Genomic DNA, 16,141 nt, shown 5'->3' on the forward strand with positions numbered 1-16,141 from the left:
TTGATTAGGGGTTAGTAATAAGTGCTTAGTCTCCGCGGCATTATAGCGCAGCACTAATCACTTATCGCTAACCCCTAATCACTTATTACAACGCTTTTTTGTATAAATCCAGAATAATCTCCTTCGTCACCTCGCGAGGATTACCCGGTGTACAAACATCGGCAATAGCAGCTGTAGCCAATTTGTCGAGATCGCTTTCCTTGATACCCAATTCAGAAAGGTGTTGCGGAATACCTACTCTTACTGACAGTGCTCTCACCGCATCCACGGCAGCACGTGCAGCCTCTTCCTGGCTCATTCCTTCTTTATATACTGTCATCGCCTTAGCAATTTCCACATACTTATCAAGCGCAGCAGGAGCATTGAACTCCATAATGATGGGCAGCAACAACGCATTAGCCACACCATGAGGTATATCGAAAATAGCACCCAACGGATGTGCCATGCCGTGAACAACGCCCAAACCTACATTAGAAAAAGCCATACCTGCAATATATTGCGCTACCGCCATACCATTACGCGCCTCTGCATTCGTCGGCTCAAACACGGCCGTTTCCAGATAACGGGTAATCATTTCGATAGCTTTAATTTCAAACATATCGCTCATTTCCCAAGCTCCCTTAGTAATCAGACCTTCAATAGCATGTGTCAATGCATCCAATCCCGTAGAAGCGGTCAGCCCTTTAGGCAAAGTGTACATCAATTCGGCATCTACAATGGCGATGGCAGGAATATCATTCGGATCTACGCATACCATCTTCTTTTCATTCACTTCGTCGGTAATCACGTAGTTAATGGTTACCTCAGCAGCCGTTCCCGCTGTAGTAGGCAGAGCAATGATAGGCACGGACTTCTTCTGAGTCGGCGCCACTCCTTCCAGAGAAACCACATCACTGAATTCCGGATTATTAGTGATAATGCCGATAGCTTTTGATGTATCGATGGAAGAACCACCACCAATAGCCAGAATAAAATCGGCACCGGATTCTGCAAACGCCTTCACACCTGCATTTACATTACTAACCGTAGGATTTGGTTTAATATCGCTGAATACAACATAGGGTATACCTGCCTTATCCAGTACGGATAGCACCTTGTCGGCTACTCCAAATTTAATCAAATCTTTGTCGGTGGATACAAAAGCTTTTTTCAAGCCGAGACGTTTAATTTCCTGTGGGAGCACTTCGCGGGCACCCGGTCCGAAGTAGGATACTTCGTTCAAGACGAATCTGTTAATCATAATACGATAATTTAGGTTCCGCAGTGTCATTTTGAGATTGAGTGTGCGGAAGGTTGATACTTCATTTTGTTCCGACAAAATTAAGAAATATAGAGGAGGAAGGGGCAAAAGATTCTGATTTTTATAGTATGCGGAATGTTTTTAGTAATCATAAAAAAATAAGTTCTTCATTTAAATAACAGCAAATCATTGAAAGATAAAGCAAACATGCTATATTTGTACTATCATTGAAACGATTATTAAAAACGATAGATATGGGAAAGAAAGAGACCAAAAAATATTCTGATATTCCGGTGCAACAAACGAACGCTTCCGAACCGTTAGGTATCTATGGAGATATAAATGCGATGAAGGTTCAATTGGTCAATCGTATAATGCGTATAGACGAACCGGAAGAATTGAATTCTGTATTGGAGTTTGTGAAAGAACGCATTGCACAAAAAGATAAATTTGAGCAGGAATGGAAACAGGGATTAACCGTTGAGGATTTCCGCATACAGTGTAAACGCAAATTAAAAGAAATGTATGCTCGCAACTAAAATCCTTATACATCCTTCTGTTTCAGATTTTTTAGAGGAACTTCCTAATATCCTGATAACTGAAGGTTATCTGAATATTTATGAAAATGCAGAACTACTTATAGACGAAATTATCGATTTTATTCAGGAAATTCCAACAGCAGTTCATTACCACCTCAGCTCTTCAGCCGAAAGCCATTTTTCCCGTTACGGAGAAAATATGCAATACACTTTTTTCAAAAGAAGCAAGTCACCTCGTACAACATGGTATATCTTTTTCATTAAACAAGACGAACGTATTCTGGTTAAGTATATAACAAACAATCACAAGGAAGGACAATACATACGTTAAGATTTGCTACGAGCTACCAGTAACGAGTTACGAGTTGCCGCGCTGTACTCATAGGCGAATAATTATTCGCCCGGCTATCACGCCGAAAGGTACTTGTCACTTGTAGCTTGTAGCTCGTCACTATTTAAACCTCGACGTATCCACCTCCTCCCTCTTCTTCTCCCTATATCCTCCGAACTTATACGTAAACGACACCCCGATTTCCCTGAAACAAGCATAATCATTCGTCACGTTCTGCGTACCAAAGCGGATACGTGGTTTTATCTGTCCCGTCTCAAAGATATCATTGCAATAAAGATTCAAAATAGCCTTTCCTTTGGCAAAGCCATACCGCAAAGCAGCATTTACATACCCTGAAGACGGTAAATCATAAATTCCCTGAGTCGCTTTACTACGAGCCATTCCCGTCAGTGTCAGTTTCAGATCAGGCTTCTTAGAGAGAGTGAAAGTATTTGTCAGTACGGCAATACCATAACAAATATTCCGATTAAAAGGAATATCCCAGAAATCATCATCCTTCTCATGATGCCATACACCAATCAAAGTTAAACGAGAATTCAACCATTGCTTTATATCAAAAGGTATAGAAGCCTGTACTCCTGCCTGTTGTTGGTAATTAAAATTCAAATGTTTATAGATTTCCACCAGACGTTCAGAAGATTGATAAAGAGTCTGGGTAGAGTAATCTTTCGTATGGGTAAACCAGGCACTAAAGATATATTTACTCTTCAAAATATGTGTCAGTTGAAGTTGATATTCCTGAGCTGGTTTCAGGAACGGGTTCCCATGTATTTCAGAATATCCACCGCCCAGATAAGAGATAGCGTCCTGCACTGCCCAATAATCAGGATAGTCCTTATCGCTGCTCAAAGCCAATTGCCAAACATAGCCGGGGGCAGGCATATAACTCAGATTAATGGTAGGATACCAGTCCCACTGATTCCATACCGGCGTCTTGTAATGTTCCACGGCAAGCGAAGCATCCAGAGAAAGTTTATCACCGAAACTTTTATTGAAACCCGCATAGAAGTTCAAAGTTTGTTCACGACGGCGGGATTGCATATTATCGGGAATACCTGTGCTCACACCTGCCTTTGTTCCCGCATCCTTCTCCGTATCATAATAGTATTGATAACTATGGTCGATACTGGTAGTATAAACGGCACCATAATTCAATCCCCATCCACGACCCAGCTTATGCTCCTGGGCAAGGAAGAATTTCCAGCGATTGATGCGCTGACAGTCTTCGGTATAAAAGGCCAGTTCTTCGCCTTGCATGCTGCTATGCAATAACTGATCGGACGGAGAACGGTAATAAGTCAGTTCAGCACCGGCTTTCAATCCGAAAGGCGCACGGTAATCCAGACGTCCGTTTTGCAGCCAATCGGTGCTGTTGCTACGGGTGTTAGACTGCTGCGTACCGTAAATATCCATCAGACTGTGGTAAGTCGAATAACTTCCATTATAAACAAAACTCAGCTGATGGTCCTTGGCAATATTGTAATCCGCTCCTACCCGGAAACTATGGGTATGTGAACGGCTTCGGCCCATCTCATCGGTTGTGATGTGATGAACCGAACCGTCCGCCAGAGAGTGCATAGCTTCTTTATCGGTTAAAGAATATCCCCGTCCGTGGTTGTGTGAGTAAAGAAAATCTGCTGAGAATTTATTTCCGTTATAGATCAGGCTGGCACGTTCGTTGAAGCCCTCGTAATGTTTCTGATTATATTTGCCATAAAGCTCTCCCTGCCAGGAAGACGGGCCTCCGGTGCTTTGCTTCAGTGTGATATTGATAAGTGCACCCCGCACCTGATAGCGCGCCGGAGCATTGTACATCACTTCCGCCTTCTCAATGCGACTGGACGGGATGCTTTTCAATAAAGAATAAAGCTGTTCGGTACTCATGGTGGTAACTTTGCCATCCAATATAACAGTTACCCCCTGCCCTGCCAACATCAACCCGCCATTCATCTCTGTTACGCCCGGCAGTTCCTTCACAGCGTCATAAGCATTATCTACGGGCAGATTACCGATAAGGCGCGGAAGATCATACACCAATTTACCTTGCTCCGCTTTCACGATGGGACGTTGTCCGGTAATCATTACTTCAGGAAGAGATTGGTAAAGACTGTCCAGTTGCTTGTCCTGTGTTATAATACTGTCCGCACTGAGTGTCCGTTCGCTCTCTACATCCGTACTCTTTGTTATTTCCTGAGCGGAAACTCCTGCACTCAATGCACATAGCATCAGGGAAAGATAGTAATAAGACTTCATGTTCATTTGTTTTAGATACGACATAAATGTGTTCAGACTTAGAGATGACTGGGTGTCAACCTTGGTTAACAGGTCGATCAACCTTGGTTGACAGATCCGTTAGCCTTGGTTGACAGGCCGGATGACCTTGGTTGACACCCAATCATGCAAGGGAGTGAACAGGATTATCCTTATAGCTTTTGCCTAAAATGCCTCATACAAAGCGAATCATCCCTTAATCTCTTGCGCTGCAAAGTACGGTGAAAATTTCCGGACTTTGTGTTATCCGGAACTTACGTAGTCTTATCTAGTGTTATCTGAAGTGTTATTTAGTCTTACCGTCCATACATGTACCGGTTATCTTTCCTATCTTTGTCCATATAAATACAAGAGCTACATGAAACTGCCATTCAAACCTATTGCCATATTAGTCATAATTTCTCTGCTGGGTATCTTTATTTACCAGGCATACTGGATCACGGGGCTATACAAAACAATGAAGCACGAACTGGAACAAAGCATCGTAGAAGCCATGCGCATGAGCGATTATAATGAGATGATGCTTCGTGTAAAGGAGATGCAAAAAGAAAATAAAGCCCACGGTTCCGTAGAGGTTTCAGCAGGATACAATTCCGATTCCGGAAAATCATTTGTCCGCAGCAGTACAACTGTTAACCAAACAGACAGTGCCGGAAGTCGTTCACTTTTAAAAGACGGTATCCCTATGAAGTATGACAGCGTCTCAGTGAGTTACCCGAATGACTCGACAAGAGATATCCTTTTCACACGGGGACAGGAAGGCACAAATATTTCAGTCTGGGCAGAAAGAGATTCAGTAAAAGAGGTCTTGGAAGATACAGTGATTAATGAGGATGAACCTCAAGCTTCTTTAAGAGCCGAAGGTGGAATAGACATGATGCTGCGTGACCAAAGCAGTATGGTGGAACTTGCCACTTTCATCCAGCGTGGAATGCACTCGGGACTGGACATTTTTATAGAACCTGATATAGCCGTTTATGACAGTCTGCTGAATACCTATCTGCAAGAACGGGGGCTTAAACTTCCCTACCGATTGGAGCGCCTTCATTCCGGTACCGATCTGGACTCAACGCTGGTTTACACTGATACGCTCGCCATTGTCGGGACTCCCGGATACATACCCAGTGAAAAAGCAAAACAATATAATTACGCTTTCGACATTCACTCCAATCAAAGTTACCGCCTCACAATAGAACCTATTTATAAGATTGTATTGCGGCAGATGAGCGGTATTCTTACCACATCATTCGTTATCCTTATTATATTAGGTTTCTCCTTCTGGTTTCTTATCCGCACCATTTTGCGGCAGAAAACACTGGAAGAGATGAAGAGCGACTTTACCAACAACATCACCCACGAGCTCAAAACACCTATTGCCGTGGCGTATGCCGCCAACGACGCTTTGCTTAATTTTAATCTGGCAGAAGACAAGCAACAACGGGATAAGTATCTGGGTATCTGCCAGGAACAGTTACAGCGATTAAGCGGACTGGTGGAACAAATTCTCTCCATGAGTATGGAACGCCGTAAAACCTTCCGTCTGCATCCGGAGACGCTTAGCTTACACGATTTGTTCCCGGCACTCATCGAACAGCATAAACTGAAAGCGGACAAGCCTGTAAAAATCAATCTCGACATTGCACCGGAAGACCTGACAATCATTGCCGACCGTACACACTTTAGTAATATTCTGAGTAACCTGATAGATAATGCCATCAAATACTCTCCGGATAAAGCCGACATAATGATCTGTTGCCGGAAAAAGGAAACGGAACAAGTGGAAATCTCAGTTACAGACCACGGTATTGGTATCTCTACGGATAAACAGCCTCACATTTTCGATAAATTCTATCGGGTTCCAACAGGAAATATCCACAATACCAAAGGCTACGGATTGGGGCTTTTCTATGTAAAGACAATGGTAGAAAAGCACGGTGGCATTGTAACCGTACGAAGTGAAGCGGGAAAAGGAAGTACTTTTACAATAAGAATCTAATAAACATTGCTTATTATGAAAATGAATCAAGATATGGACAAAATCAAGGTACTGTTGGTTGAGGATGAACAAACTCTCGCCATGATTATCAAAGATACGCTGGAAGGCCAGAATTTCATCATCCATACTGCTGCCGATGGCGAGGAAGGTCTGCGTATGTTCTTCGACTTACGCCCTGATGTACTGGTAGCAGATGTTATGATGCCCCGTATGGATGGTTTTGAAATGGTACGCCACATCCGTCAAACCGACAAACGAACTCCGGTACTTTTTCTCACTGCCCGTTCTTCCATCAATGATGTGGTAGAAGGCTTTGAACTCGGAGCCAACGACTATCTGAAAAAGCCTTTTGGCATGCAGGAACTTATCGTACGCATTAAAGCGCTGGTGGGCAAAGCATTTATATTCAAAGAGGAACTGAAGAAGGAAGAAACTTGTTTCAAGATAGGCGATTACCATTTCAACTCTGTCACACAGATATTGTCCCATACCGGAATAGAGCAGGAACTCTCCCACCGCGAGGCCGAAATCCTGAAACGCCTGTGCGAAAACCGTAATCAGGTAGTGAATACCCAGAATATCCTGCTCGATCTTTGGGGCGACGACAGTTTCTTTAATTCGCGCAGCCTGCACGTGTTCATCACCAAACTACGGCATAAGCTCTCCAAAGACGAACGCATCCGCATTGTCAATGTCCGGGGTATCGGATACAAACTTATCATCAACTGAAACTTCCGTTAACGCATAACGATTTATGAAAAAACTATTCATCATTCTGTTCCTTCTCACTGTTTCCTTTCGCATTTCCGCACAAAGCGAGCAAACAAAGGACAGCACATTATTGAATCGTTTTCCCACGGAAATGGGAAAAGCCCCGTTGTCTCCTCCCCCCGGAACAGCCGCCGCTCTCAATCGGGACATGTCGGTAAAGACTTCTCTCAGCATGGATAGCACAGACTTACGCATCATTCTTCCGACTTATTATCCCAACTTTCCGTGGATGGATATTAGAATGGGAAAGATGGTCAGCAGTTACGATCCTTTCGTGATGGATTACGAGCATTACGGTGCTTTTCAGCTTTCACCCAATAGTATATTGAGCACATTCAGCACCTACAATACTTACCCTACAATGGGAACAATTATCCAGGCAAGTGCCGATTTTATATATCGTCCCAACGAACGTTGGGAACTAACAGGGGGTATGTATACAGCCAAATATACCATGCCATCGCGTATGCACGGTGCTCAATTCGACATCGGATTGGATGCTTCCGCCGCCTATCGCATTAATGATTTCATGCGCATCCGCTTCTTCGGGCAATATTCGGGTTTCGGCAAACAGAACTCACTGAACGGATATATGAGTCCAATGTATCCACAAAGCCACTACGGTGCTGTTCTAGAAATGAAAGTCAATGATTATCTGGAAATACAAGGAGGCGTGGAACGAGTGTACAATGCTTCGAAGATGAAGTGGGAAACAGTACCGATATTTAGTCCAGTGATTCATCTCAATAGAAAAAAGAAATAGAAAAACGGGCTGCATTTCCACATGAGATACAGCCCGTTCATTTACCGGTTAGAGAGGAACAAATAGATTGCTTATAAAACCAATTCAATTATTTACGCTCCAAAGATAGCAACAATACTCAAATACTAAAACATAATATACAAGTTTTATTTTAATAAATGCTATATATTTCCATAATTCATACTTATTTCTTATATTCGCCATTAAATAAAGACCATTAAGTGATGAAATATACAGGACTAATCATACTTTTCTGTCTTCTTTCTTTCAGGGTAAATGCCCAGAATGAAGTACCCGCTGACAGTGTTCGCAGTATGAATATGCCGGCAACAAAGAATTTTGATGGATTCCTTTTGGATATGAACCTGATGAAAATGGCAGCTCCCCAAATGCCCAAAATGACTTTAGACATTCCCGATGCCAGCAAAGATTATAGTTTTCTGTTTCGCTTGGACCCGAATGTGACCTACTCACAAGGCTACTCACACTTATTTAGTTTAGGTAGCTCCACCATATACAGTATGAACCCTTTCGGACTGACAGGTTTCGGATCATCTCCCCAAAACCTGCAAATGGGAAGTTTCCGGCTGAAGAACGGAATGCGCATCAATACTTATGGAGAGTATGACAAGGACGGACGGAAAGTCCCTAATCCTTCTGCCCTGCCGTGGGAACGGAATAACTTTAAAGGCGCTTTCGAACTGAAGTCGGCAAACGGATCATTCGGAATTAGAATCGAAGTACAACAAGGAAGGAATGGACCTTACTAAAAAAGACTACAGTCAAGGGATTATATACTGAAATAATATGAATATGAAGAAAAAAGTATTGGTAATAGGTGCCAATGGCTTCACAGGACGCCGGATCTTGAATGATTTGTCACGCAATGACGAGTATATAGTAACAGGTTGTTCCCTGCATGACGACATTGCTCCCAATTCCGGGAATTATCGTTTCATCAGTGCAGACATCTGCCAGATGGGAGACCAAAGCGCATTGTTCCGGGAAGTACGCCCGAATATAGTGATCAACACGTCCGCATTATCCGTTCCTGATTATTGCGAAGCACACCGTGAGGAGGCAGACAGTATCAATGTCAATGCTGTGGGACAATTGGCATTCCGATGCGAAGCATCCGCTGCACGCTTTATACATCTATCTACTGACTTTGTATTTAATGGAGATACAGGGCAGCTTTATACAGAAGAAGATACTCCTGATCCCGTCAACTATTATGGGGTAACCAAACTGAAAGGTGAAAAACGGGTAGCTGAGCTCTGTAGCAATTATGCCATCGCACGTGTGGTAGTGGTCTATGGTGCCGCCTTGCCGGGGCAACACGGGAATATTCTGCAATTGGTAGCCAATCGTTTAAGAAATAATGAAGAAATATGGGTGGTTTCCGACCAGTGGCGCACGCCAACCTATGTAGGCGATGTTTCTCAAGGAATAGAGAAACTGATAAATCATCCCAATAATGGCATTTATCACATCTGTGGCTCGGAATGTCTGACTATAGCCGATATTGCTTATCGCGTAGCAGATTCTTTGAATCTGGATTATTCATTAATTCTGCCAGTCACTACCAAGCAAATGGGAGAAACAACTCCCCGTCCCCGTTTCAGCGGATTAAGCATTGAAAAAGCACGCAGAGAACTGGGATACCAACCACATACTCTGGAAGAAGGAATAAAACTAATGTTCAATCTTTAAAGAGATAGAGAGGAGGTATTAATCACTAAACAACGTTTCTGCAATTCCACTCTCCTTTTTATACACCCGCACCATCTCCAGCAACTCATCCCCATACTTTTCCACTCCTTTTTTACCAAAATAAGGGATCCGGAGAAGAGCGGATTTATCTTCTGGTAATAAATTGGTGATACCTAAAATAGCTTTCTGTTGGATTACGGTATATACTGGTAATCCTAATTGAGACGCTTCCGCATTACGCCATGCTACCAGGCGCCTGTATAATTCGGGATGCAGGATATCCGAAGGAACTTCCACGACTGCCGTTTTTTTCCGTGCAGGGGTATTTCCACTTTCCTCGGTTCCACCTTTTCTTTTTCTTCTTTCAGTAGAATTACCGGAACGCTTTTCCCCTTTGCCTTTAGTCGATGCCGTATCGTCAATGGAAAGTACCGCCTTTTGTTTCAGGTACTCTCCTACATGAAAGCCCTTACTGATAACAAATTCCAATAAGTCAACTTTTAACAGAAGTAGATCATCCAATTCCTCACTGGCAGTCTTCAACTGTTTCTTTAGTTCTTTATTGTCTGTTTCCACAATGGTACTACTCCTGATAGCATCCAAAGGTTCTAACTGTTCTTTAAAATATTCCGCCCCCAAATGAATACGTTCCTGCAAGCTTTTATCCGTTGCATAATCTTCAGCACCATCAACCAGGCGTGTGTATTGAAGGCTAAACTTCTGGGCAACTTTCATAACCTTCTCGTGAAAACGTTCCGTTTCTGATTTATATTCAGTCAATAGTTTGGGATAGAGTTTATACAAGTGTTCATCCACCAATCTCACAAAGCGCTTCAATGCCAACTCTAACGGTAAGAAATCAAACAATCCCGATAGCAATTCCAGAAAGTATGCTTGTTGCAATCTCCTGTAACGCGTTTCATCAGGTTCGTTTCTACGCGCATCTTCCGTAAAAGTATCTACAGCACTGTCACTGATGACCGCTCTTGCCGACAGTGGAGCGCTCAATACCAAACCTTCCAATGTTTTACAACGACTTAATGCCACATAAGTCTGTCCGTGTGCAAAAGAAGCACTGGCATCGATTATAGCGCGTTCAAATGTCAATCCCTGACTTTTATGGATAGTAATAGCCCATGCCAGTTTCAGAGGAAATTGTTTGAAGACCCCTTCTATATCTTCGGTGATTTCCTTAGTCTCTTCATCCAACACGTATTTTGCATTCGTCCATTCTTCTTCTTGCAGCATAAAAGCATCCTCACTTCCTTTACTGCGTACTTCTATACCCAAAGCTGAGACATTCACCACTTCACCGATCATACCATTGTAATAACGGTGCTCACCAGACGAATCATTCTTCACAAACATGACTTGGGCACCACGTTTCAGTTCAAGCACTTCATCTGTGGGATAAGAATACTCAGGAAACTTTCCCTCTATCTGTGCACGAAAAGTGAAGGAACGACCGGGTAATTGTGCCAGTTCATGTTCATTGATACGTTGCGCCTGATAGTTATGGGTAGTCAGCTGGATATATCCTTCCTCTTTCGAAGGGTTGAAATTCGGAATGTACCTACGGTTCAATTCATCCAGCAAAGTTTTATCACAACGGTTCTCCCGAATACGGTTCAGCATATCCAGAAAGTGAGTATCGCTCTGACGATACACCGTTTTCAGTTCAAGCGTACAATATTCAGACTGTCTCAGTGCACGACTGGAAAAGAAATAAGGAGTATCATAGTAACTGTTCAGCATCTGCCACTCTTCATCTTTTATCACTGGGGCAAGCTGCTGCAAATCGCCAATCATCAGCAATTGCACACCACCGAAGGGTTTACTGCGATCACGAAAGCGTCTCAGCACGTCGTCTATCGCATCCAGAAGATCAGCACGCACCATACTGATTTCATCAATCACCAGCAGGTCTATACTACGCATGATGTTGAGTTTATCTTTTCCGAAACGGAAACGATATTGTGCTTTGCCATCTGCACTGAATGAGGTATCAGGTACGTAAGGGGCAAAAGGTAACTGAAAGAAAGAGTGAATGGTTACGCCACCTGCATTGATAGCTGCAATACCTGTTGGGGCAAGAACAACCATACGTTTTGGACTTTCGGACCTCAACCGCCGTAGGAATGTAGTTTTTCCGGTCCCTGCTTTACCGGTCAGAAAGAGATGTGTGCCTGTATTTTCTATAAATTGCCACGCTAATGCCAATTCCGGATTCTGTTCCATTATTTTATCGATGTTGGTTGGAGGTGTAAAGGTAGCACAAATAAAAGAGTTAAAGCCTCCATTGGCACATCTTTTTTTTAAAAAAGGAAAAAGCTATAGGAGTGACAAGCAACGAGCTACAAGCTACAAGTGGCTGCGCTATGTTCCAAAAGCCACTCGTAGCTTTAGCTTTATCACTTCAGACTTCCTGCTATGATATCCAGCAATTCGTTTGTAATTGCCTGTTGCCTGCTCTTGTTATATTGCTTCGTCAAATCCTGTATCAGTTCATTCGCATTATCTGTTGCAGTCTGCATGGCAAGTGTACGCGCAGCATGTTCAGAAGCATTAGAATCCTGAAGCACAGTAAATAGTTTCTGACTCAATACCTTCGGCAGTAAATCAGCAATCAGCTGTCCGACAGATGGTTCTACAATATAATCATTCTGGAAACCACGTTTCCCCGATCCTTCTGTAGCAGCAGTTGCTGCTACTTTACTCAAATCAATAGGAAGATATTCTTCACGCATCAATATCTGCGAACCCATTGATTTAAAGTGATGATAAATCAGTTCCACACGATCGATTTGCTTTTCCATAAACTCTTGCATCAATAACGCAGCAAGTTCATATGCTTGTACATATGATGGTTTATCCGCCATCTCTTGATAACTTCCCTGCGATGTATAGCCCAGCTTTTTCACAGCCTGCTCTACTTTCTTTCCTACAGGATATATCAGAACGTTCTCTTTACCAAGTGATTTATATTCTTCCAGCGTTTCTCCGAGCTTTTTTACCACATTCGCATTGAAAGCTCCGCACAGCGAACTGTTGGATGAGAAAACCACGATCGCTACCCGAGTTACAGGACGCACTTCGGTATAAGGCGACTCAAATGTAGCATCTGTAGACAAGAAGTTAGTCAGAATTTCATTCAACTTCTGTTGATAAGGCAGCATATTCTCAATCCGTGTTTGTGCCTTGTGCAACTTAGCGGATGCCACCATCTTCATCGCCGATGTTATCTGACGCGTACTCTTGACGGAGTTTATTCTGTTTTTTACTTCTTTTAAAGAACCCATCTACTTAAGTATTAAGTATCAGGTATTAAGTGTTAGGAATGCACAAATACTTATCAGTGCCATATAATACTTAATACCTATTTATAAATATTGTTTCGACATCAGATCTGCTGTTTCCTCTATCTTCTTGCAGACATCATCGTCAATGACACCACTCTTCAGTATATCGAGCACATCAGTGCGGTGGTTCATTTCAAGCGCTTCAAGGAAACTCCTTTCGAAATCTGTTACTTTATCCAACGGAACATTACGCAGTAAACCATGTGTACCACAATACAGAATGGCAATCTGCTTTTCTACCGGCATCGGACTGTATTGCGGCTGAACCAATAAACGGGTATTCTTTTGTCCTTTATCAATGGTCAATGCAGTAACAGGGTCCATATCGCCGCTGAACTTCGTAAATGCTTCCAGCTCGCGATACTGTGCCTGGTCTATCTTCAATGTACCGGCCACTTTCTTCATCGCCTTAATCTGAGCATTACCACCCACACGACTCACAGAGATACCCACATTGATAGCCGGACGGTTACCTTGGTTAAACAAGTCTGTATCAAGGAAAATCTGTCCGTCAGTGATAGAAATCACATTCGTTGGGATGTATGCAGATACGTCTCCTGCCTGTGTCTCGATAATAGGCAGTGCAGTCAGCGAACCGCCACCTTTTACTTTGCCTTTCAGACTTTCCGGCAAATCATTCATTTCACGTGCCACTTCTTCCTGATTGATAATACGAGCTGCACGTTCCAGCAAACGGGAATGCAGATAGAAGATATCACCCGGATAGGCTTCACGCCCTGAAGGACGACGCAAAATCAATGATACCTCACGATAAGCTACCGCCTGCTTGGAAAGGTCATCATAAACCACCAGTGCATGACGACCGGTATCGCGGAAATATTCACCAATGGCGGCACCTGCAAACGGAGCATAATACTGCAACGCTGCGGGATCACCTGCCGTAGCGGCGACCACAATCGTATAATCCATTGCGCCATTCTCACGCAAAGTATTCACAATAGTAGCTACAGTAGAACCTTTCTGCCCTATGGCTACATAAATACAATATACAGGATCGCCTGCCTCATAATTCGCACGCTGGTTGATGATCGTATCGATGGCAATAGCTGTCTTTCCCGTCTGACGGTCACCGATAATTAACTCACGCTGTCCACGACCGATAGGTATCATGGCATCCACAGCTTTTAGTCCAGTCTGTAACGGCTGGTTCACAGGCTGACGAAAGATAACGCCCGGCGCTTTACGTTCCAAAGGCATTTCGCACAGCTCTCCACCAATGAGTCCCTTACCATCCAGTGGTGCTCCCAAGGGATCGATAACACGTCCCAGCATGCCCTCTCCCACCATAATGGAAGCAATGCGTTTGGTACGCTTTACGACGTAGCCTTCTTTGATTTTATCTGTAGGACCCAGCAAAACAGCTCCTACGTTGTCCTCTTCCAGATTCATCACAATCGCCTTGATACCGTTGTCAAACTCCAACAGTTCGTTTGCTTCAGCATTGCGCAGTCCGTAGATACGTGCCACACCGTCACTAACTTGCAGCACCGTACCGATTTCATCCAACTGCACGCGGGTATCAATTCCCTCTAACTGATGACGGAGAATATCGGAGACTTCGCTTACTTTTATATTTTCAGACATGATTCTATTTACGATTTAGTTATTTACAATTTACGATTGAGATTACCATCATTAAGTCCGATTCACTATTTACAATGTAGAGTAACTCTAATCGTAAATCACACTATTCTTCTGTTCTTATCAATGAACTGTTGTTTCACTCTCTTTAGTTGCGTGGCGATACTGGCATCCAGCCGGAAATCGTTGATATCAAATATAAAGCCCCCTTCAATCGAAGGATCAACTTCAGTTTGTAACTCCATCTGTGCATGTAGCAAAGTAGAAGCACTATCTCGAATGCGCTCCCAAACTTCCCGGCTTACAGGTACAGACGTAATCAGCTTTCCTACGCCGATATGCTTCAATTTCCTGTATAGATCAAGATAAGTCAGGCAGATGTACTGCAAATAATACTCCCGGCGGTTTCTCAACACAAGTGTTATGAAGCGGGAAAATTCCCGGCTCACTTCTCCATTGCCTACAGCAGCAGTGCAAATCAGACCAAACTTCTCCTTAGTCTTCAAAATGGGGTTATCCAACGCTTCCCGTAAATCAGGATGCTTGCGGAAGCTTCGTTCCAGCATACGCAATTCATGGTATACGTGGTCTTCAGCCCCCGTACTTTTTGCGTATTCTATCAACGCTTTGGCATATCGCATCGAAACAATTCCTATATCCATTTCCTTTAATTATTAGTGATTAGCGACTCATAACCAACATTTCGCTAATCATTCATCAATAATCGCTTATCGCTACTTAATTGCTTCTTGAGGCTGCCAGCACTTCGTCCAGCATCCGGTCTATCATCTCCATTTGTTCGTGCTCTTCATCCAGATTCTTACGGATTACTTTCTCCGCAATATCCACAGAAAGCACGGCAACCTGGCGACGGATATCGCGTATCGCCTCTTCCTTTTCTTGCTGTATCTGCTTCTTCACATCGTCCAGCTCTTTCTGTGCGGCGACTTCCGCCTGCTTGCGTGCTTCGACGATAATCTTGTCACGCTCGTGCATCGCCTCCCGCAGGATGCGTCCTTGCTCCTTGTTGGCAGCAGCAACCAATGCTTCGCTCTCAGCTTTTAGTCTTTGAAGTTGCGCATTAGCTTCTTTTGCCACTTCCAGCGATTGGTCTATGTAGGTTCTACGGCCTTCTACCATCTTAGTAATAACAGGAAAGCCATACTTCGCCAACACTACAAACACCACACCGAACGACAAAAGCATCCAGAACAGCAGACCACTATCGGGTAATAACAATGACATAATTTTATCTACGTTTTAATTATAAGAAGAACACTAACAGACACACAACTACTGCCAACAGAGCAACACCTTCAATCAACGCAGCAGCGATAATCATGTTCATACGAATGTCTCCCGATGCTTCCGGCTGGCGGGCAATAGCCTCCATAGCTGAACCACCAATTTTACCAATACCCAAACCTGCGCCAATAACGGCAAGTCCGGCGCCAATTGCTGCACCTAATTTACTAATTCCAGCTGCAGCCGCAGTAGCTTGCAATAATACAGATAGTAACATAATCTTTTGTTTT

The 16,141-nt window shown here is 43.4% G+C and carries 15 protein-coding genes; 7 read left to right on the forward strand and 8 right to left on the reverse strand.

Annotation, left to right across the window (positions count from 1 at the left end; all coding sequences use genetic code 11):
* Positions 1-85 precede the first annotated feature (85 nt).
* A complete protein-coding gene (gene fucO, locus VYM24_RS18730; RefSeq protein WP_007214009.1) occupies positions 86-1,240 on the reverse strand; it encodes a lactaldehyde reductase in 1,155 nt (384 codons plus the stop codon).
* Between the two features lie 254 nt (positions 1,241-1,494).
* On the opposite strand from fucO, the gene VYM24_RS18735 reads away from it, so the two are divergent.
* Together VYM24_RS18735 and VYM24_RS18740 are read left to right on the forward strand one after the other, a co-directional pair.
* A complete protein-coding gene (locus tag VYM24_RS18735; protein ID WP_291553483.1) occupies positions 1,495-1,779 on the forward strand; it encodes a hypothetical protein in 285 nt (94 codons plus the stop codon).
* Positions 1,766-2,110, forward strand: a complete 345-nt coding sequence (locus VYM24_RS18740; protein ID WP_291553485.1) for a hypothetical protein — start codon at positions 1,766-1,768, stop codon at positions 2,108-2,110. Before VYM24_RS18735 ends, VYM24_RS18740 begins: the two co-directional genes overlap by 14 nt.
* 120 nt (positions 2,111-2,230) lie before the next feature.
* Here the strand turns inward: VYM24_RS18740 and VYM24_RS18745 are convergent, their stop codons facing one another.
* Entirely contained in the window at positions 2,231-4,384 is a 2,154-nt protein-coding gene (locus VYM24_RS18745; protein ID WP_330942274.1) for an outer membrane beta-barrel family protein, read from the reverse strand.
* Positions 4,385-4,760: 376 nt separating this feature from the next.
* Here VYM24_RS18745 and VYM24_RS18750 point away from each other — a divergent pair, with 376 nt between their 5' ends.
* The 5 genes from VYM24_RS18750 (at position 4,761) to VYM24_RS18770 (ending at position 9,645) form a co-directional block, all read left to right on the forward strand.
* Positions 4,761-6,398, forward strand: a complete 1,638-nt coding sequence (locus VYM24_RS18750) for a sensor histidine kinase (protein ID WP_330940634.1) — start codon at positions 4,761-4,763, stop codon at positions 6,396-6,398.
* A 33-nt stretch (positions 6,399-6,431) separates the two neighbouring features.
* Positions 6,432-7,127: a response regulator transcription factor gene (locus VYM24_RS18755; RefSeq protein WP_330942275.1), complete on the forward strand. Its 696-nt coding sequence runs from the start codon at positions 6,432-6,434 to the stop codon at positions 7,125-7,127.
* Positions 7,128-7,152: 25 nt separating this feature from the next.
* Complete coding sequence (locus VYM24_RS18760) at positions 7,153-7,932, forward strand: hypothetical protein (protein WP_291553491.1); 780 nt, start codon at positions 7,153-7,155, stop codon at positions 7,930-7,932.
* A 224-nt stretch (positions 7,933-8,156) separates the two neighbouring features.
* Entirely contained in the window at positions 8,157-8,702 is a 546-nt protein-coding gene (locus tag VYM24_RS18765) for a hypothetical protein (RefSeq protein ID WP_044267918.1), read from the forward strand.
* 43 nt (positions 8,703-8,745) lie between these two features.
* Positions 8,746-9,645, forward strand: coding sequence for an SDR family oxidoreductase (locus VYM24_RS18770; RefSeq protein ID WP_330940635.1), 900 nt, complete (start codon positions 8,746-8,748; stop codon positions 9,643-9,645).
* 18 nt (positions 9,646-9,663) lie between these two features.
* Here the strand turns inward: VYM24_RS18770 and VYM24_RS18775 are convergent, their stop codons facing one another.
* The 6 genes from VYM24_RS18775 to atpE form a co-directional block, all read right to left on the reverse strand.
* On the reverse strand, positions 9,664-11,883 hold the full coding sequence (locus VYM24_RS18775; protein WP_330940636.1) for an HRDC domain-containing protein: 2,220 nt from the start codon (positions 11,881-11,883) through the stop codon (positions 9,664-9,666).
* A 173-nt stretch (positions 11,884-12,056) separates the two neighbouring features.
* Positions 12,057-12,944, reverse strand: a complete 888-nt coding sequence (locus VYM24_RS18780) for a F0F1 ATP synthase subunit gamma (RefSeq protein WP_291553499.1) — start codon at positions 12,942-12,944, stop codon at positions 12,057-12,059.
* Positions 12,945-13,025: 81 nt separating this feature from the next.
* A complete protein-coding gene (atpA, locus tag VYM24_RS18785; protein WP_291553501.1) occupies positions 13,026-14,609 on the reverse strand; it encodes a F0F1 ATP synthase subunit alpha in 1,584 nt (527 codons plus the stop codon).
* A 98-nt stretch (positions 14,610-14,707) separates the two neighbouring features.
* Positions 14,708-15,268 carry a F0F1 ATP synthase subunit delta gene (locus VYM24_RS18790; protein WP_118402354.1) on the reverse strand — a complete coding sequence of 187 codons (561 nt, stop codon included), beginning with the start codon at positions 15,266-15,268 and terminating at the stop codon, positions 14,708-14,710.
* A 76-nt stretch (positions 15,269-15,344) separates the two neighbouring features.
* Positions 15,345-15,851: a F0F1 ATP synthase subunit B gene (gene atpF / locus VYM24_RS18795; RefSeq protein ID WP_007213987.1), complete on the reverse strand. Its 507-nt coding sequence runs from the start codon at positions 15,849-15,851 to the stop codon at positions 15,345-15,347.
* A 19-nt stretch (positions 15,852-15,870) separates the two neighbouring features.
* Positions 15,871-16,128 (reverse strand): ATP synthase F0 subunit C, encoded by a 258-nt coding sequence (atpE, locus tag VYM24_RS18800; RefSeq protein WP_007213986.1) that lies wholly within the window; start codon positions 16,126-16,128, stop codon positions 15,871-15,873.
* Positions 16,129-16,141: the final 13 nt, after the last annotated feature.

This window comes from Bacteroides sp. MSB163 (genome assembly GCF_036416795.1).
GTDB lineage: Bacteria > Bacteroidota > Bacteroidia > Bacteroidales > Bacteroidaceae > Bacteroides > Bacteroides maternus.

Bases quoted from the DNA above. Each gene is read 5' to 3' on its own strand.
- fucO (WP_007214009.1), bottom strand. From the start codon at position 1,240: ATGATTAACAGATTCGTCTTGAACGAAGTATCCTACTTCGGACCGGGT.
- VYM24_RS18735 (WP_291553483.1), top strand. From the start codon at position 1,495: ATGGGAAAGAAAGAGACCAAAAAATATTCTGATATTCCGGTGCAACAA.
- VYM24_RS18740 (WP_291553485.1), top strand. From the start codon at position 1,766: ATGCTCGCAACTAAAATCCTTATACATCCTTCTGTTTCAGATTTTTTA.
- VYM24_RS18745 (WP_330942274.1), bottom strand. From the start codon at position 4,384: ATGAAGTCTTATTACTATCTTTCCCTGATGCTATGTGCATTGAGTGCA.
- VYM24_RS18750 (WP_330940634.1), top strand. From the start codon at position 4,761: ATGAAACTGCCATTCAAACCTATTGCCATATTAGTCATAATTTCTCTG.
- VYM24_RS18755 (WP_330942275.1), top strand. From the start codon at position 6,432: ATGGACAAAATCAAGGTACTGTTGGTTGAGGATGAACAAACTCTCGCC.
- VYM24_RS18760 (WP_291553491.1), top strand. From the start codon at position 7,153: ATGAAAAAACTATTCATCATTCTGTTCCTTCTCACTGTTTCCTTTCGC.
- VYM24_RS18765 (WP_044267918.1), top strand. From the start codon at position 8,157: ATGAAATATACAGGACTAATCATACTTTTCTGTCTTCTTTCTTTCAGG.
- VYM24_RS18770 (WP_330940635.1), top strand. From the start codon at position 8,746: ATGAAGAAAAAAGTATTGGTAATAGGTGCCAATGGCTTCACAGGACGC.
- VYM24_RS18775 (WP_330940636.1), bottom strand. From the start codon at position 11,883: ATGGAACAGAATCCGGAATTGGCATTAGCGTGGCAATTTATAGAAAAT.
- VYM24_RS18780 (WP_291553499.1), bottom strand. From the start codon at position 12,944: ATGGGTTCTTTAAAAGAAGTAAAAAACAGAATAAACTCCGTCAAGAGT.
- atpA (WP_291553501.1), bottom strand. From the start codon at position 14,609: ATGTCTGAAAATATAAAAGTAAGCGAAGTCTCCGATATTCTCCGTCAT.
- VYM24_RS18790 (WP_118402354.1), bottom strand. From the start codon at position 15,268: ATGGATATAGGAATTGTTTCGATGCGATATGCCAAAGCGTTGATAGAA.
- atpF (WP_007213987.1), bottom strand. From the start codon at position 15,851: ATGTCATTGTTATTACCCGATAGTGGTCTGCTGTTCTGGATGCTTTTG.
- atpE (WP_007213986.1), bottom strand. From the start codon at position 16,128: ATGTTACTATCTGTATTATTGCAAGCTACTGCGGCTGCAGCTGGAATT.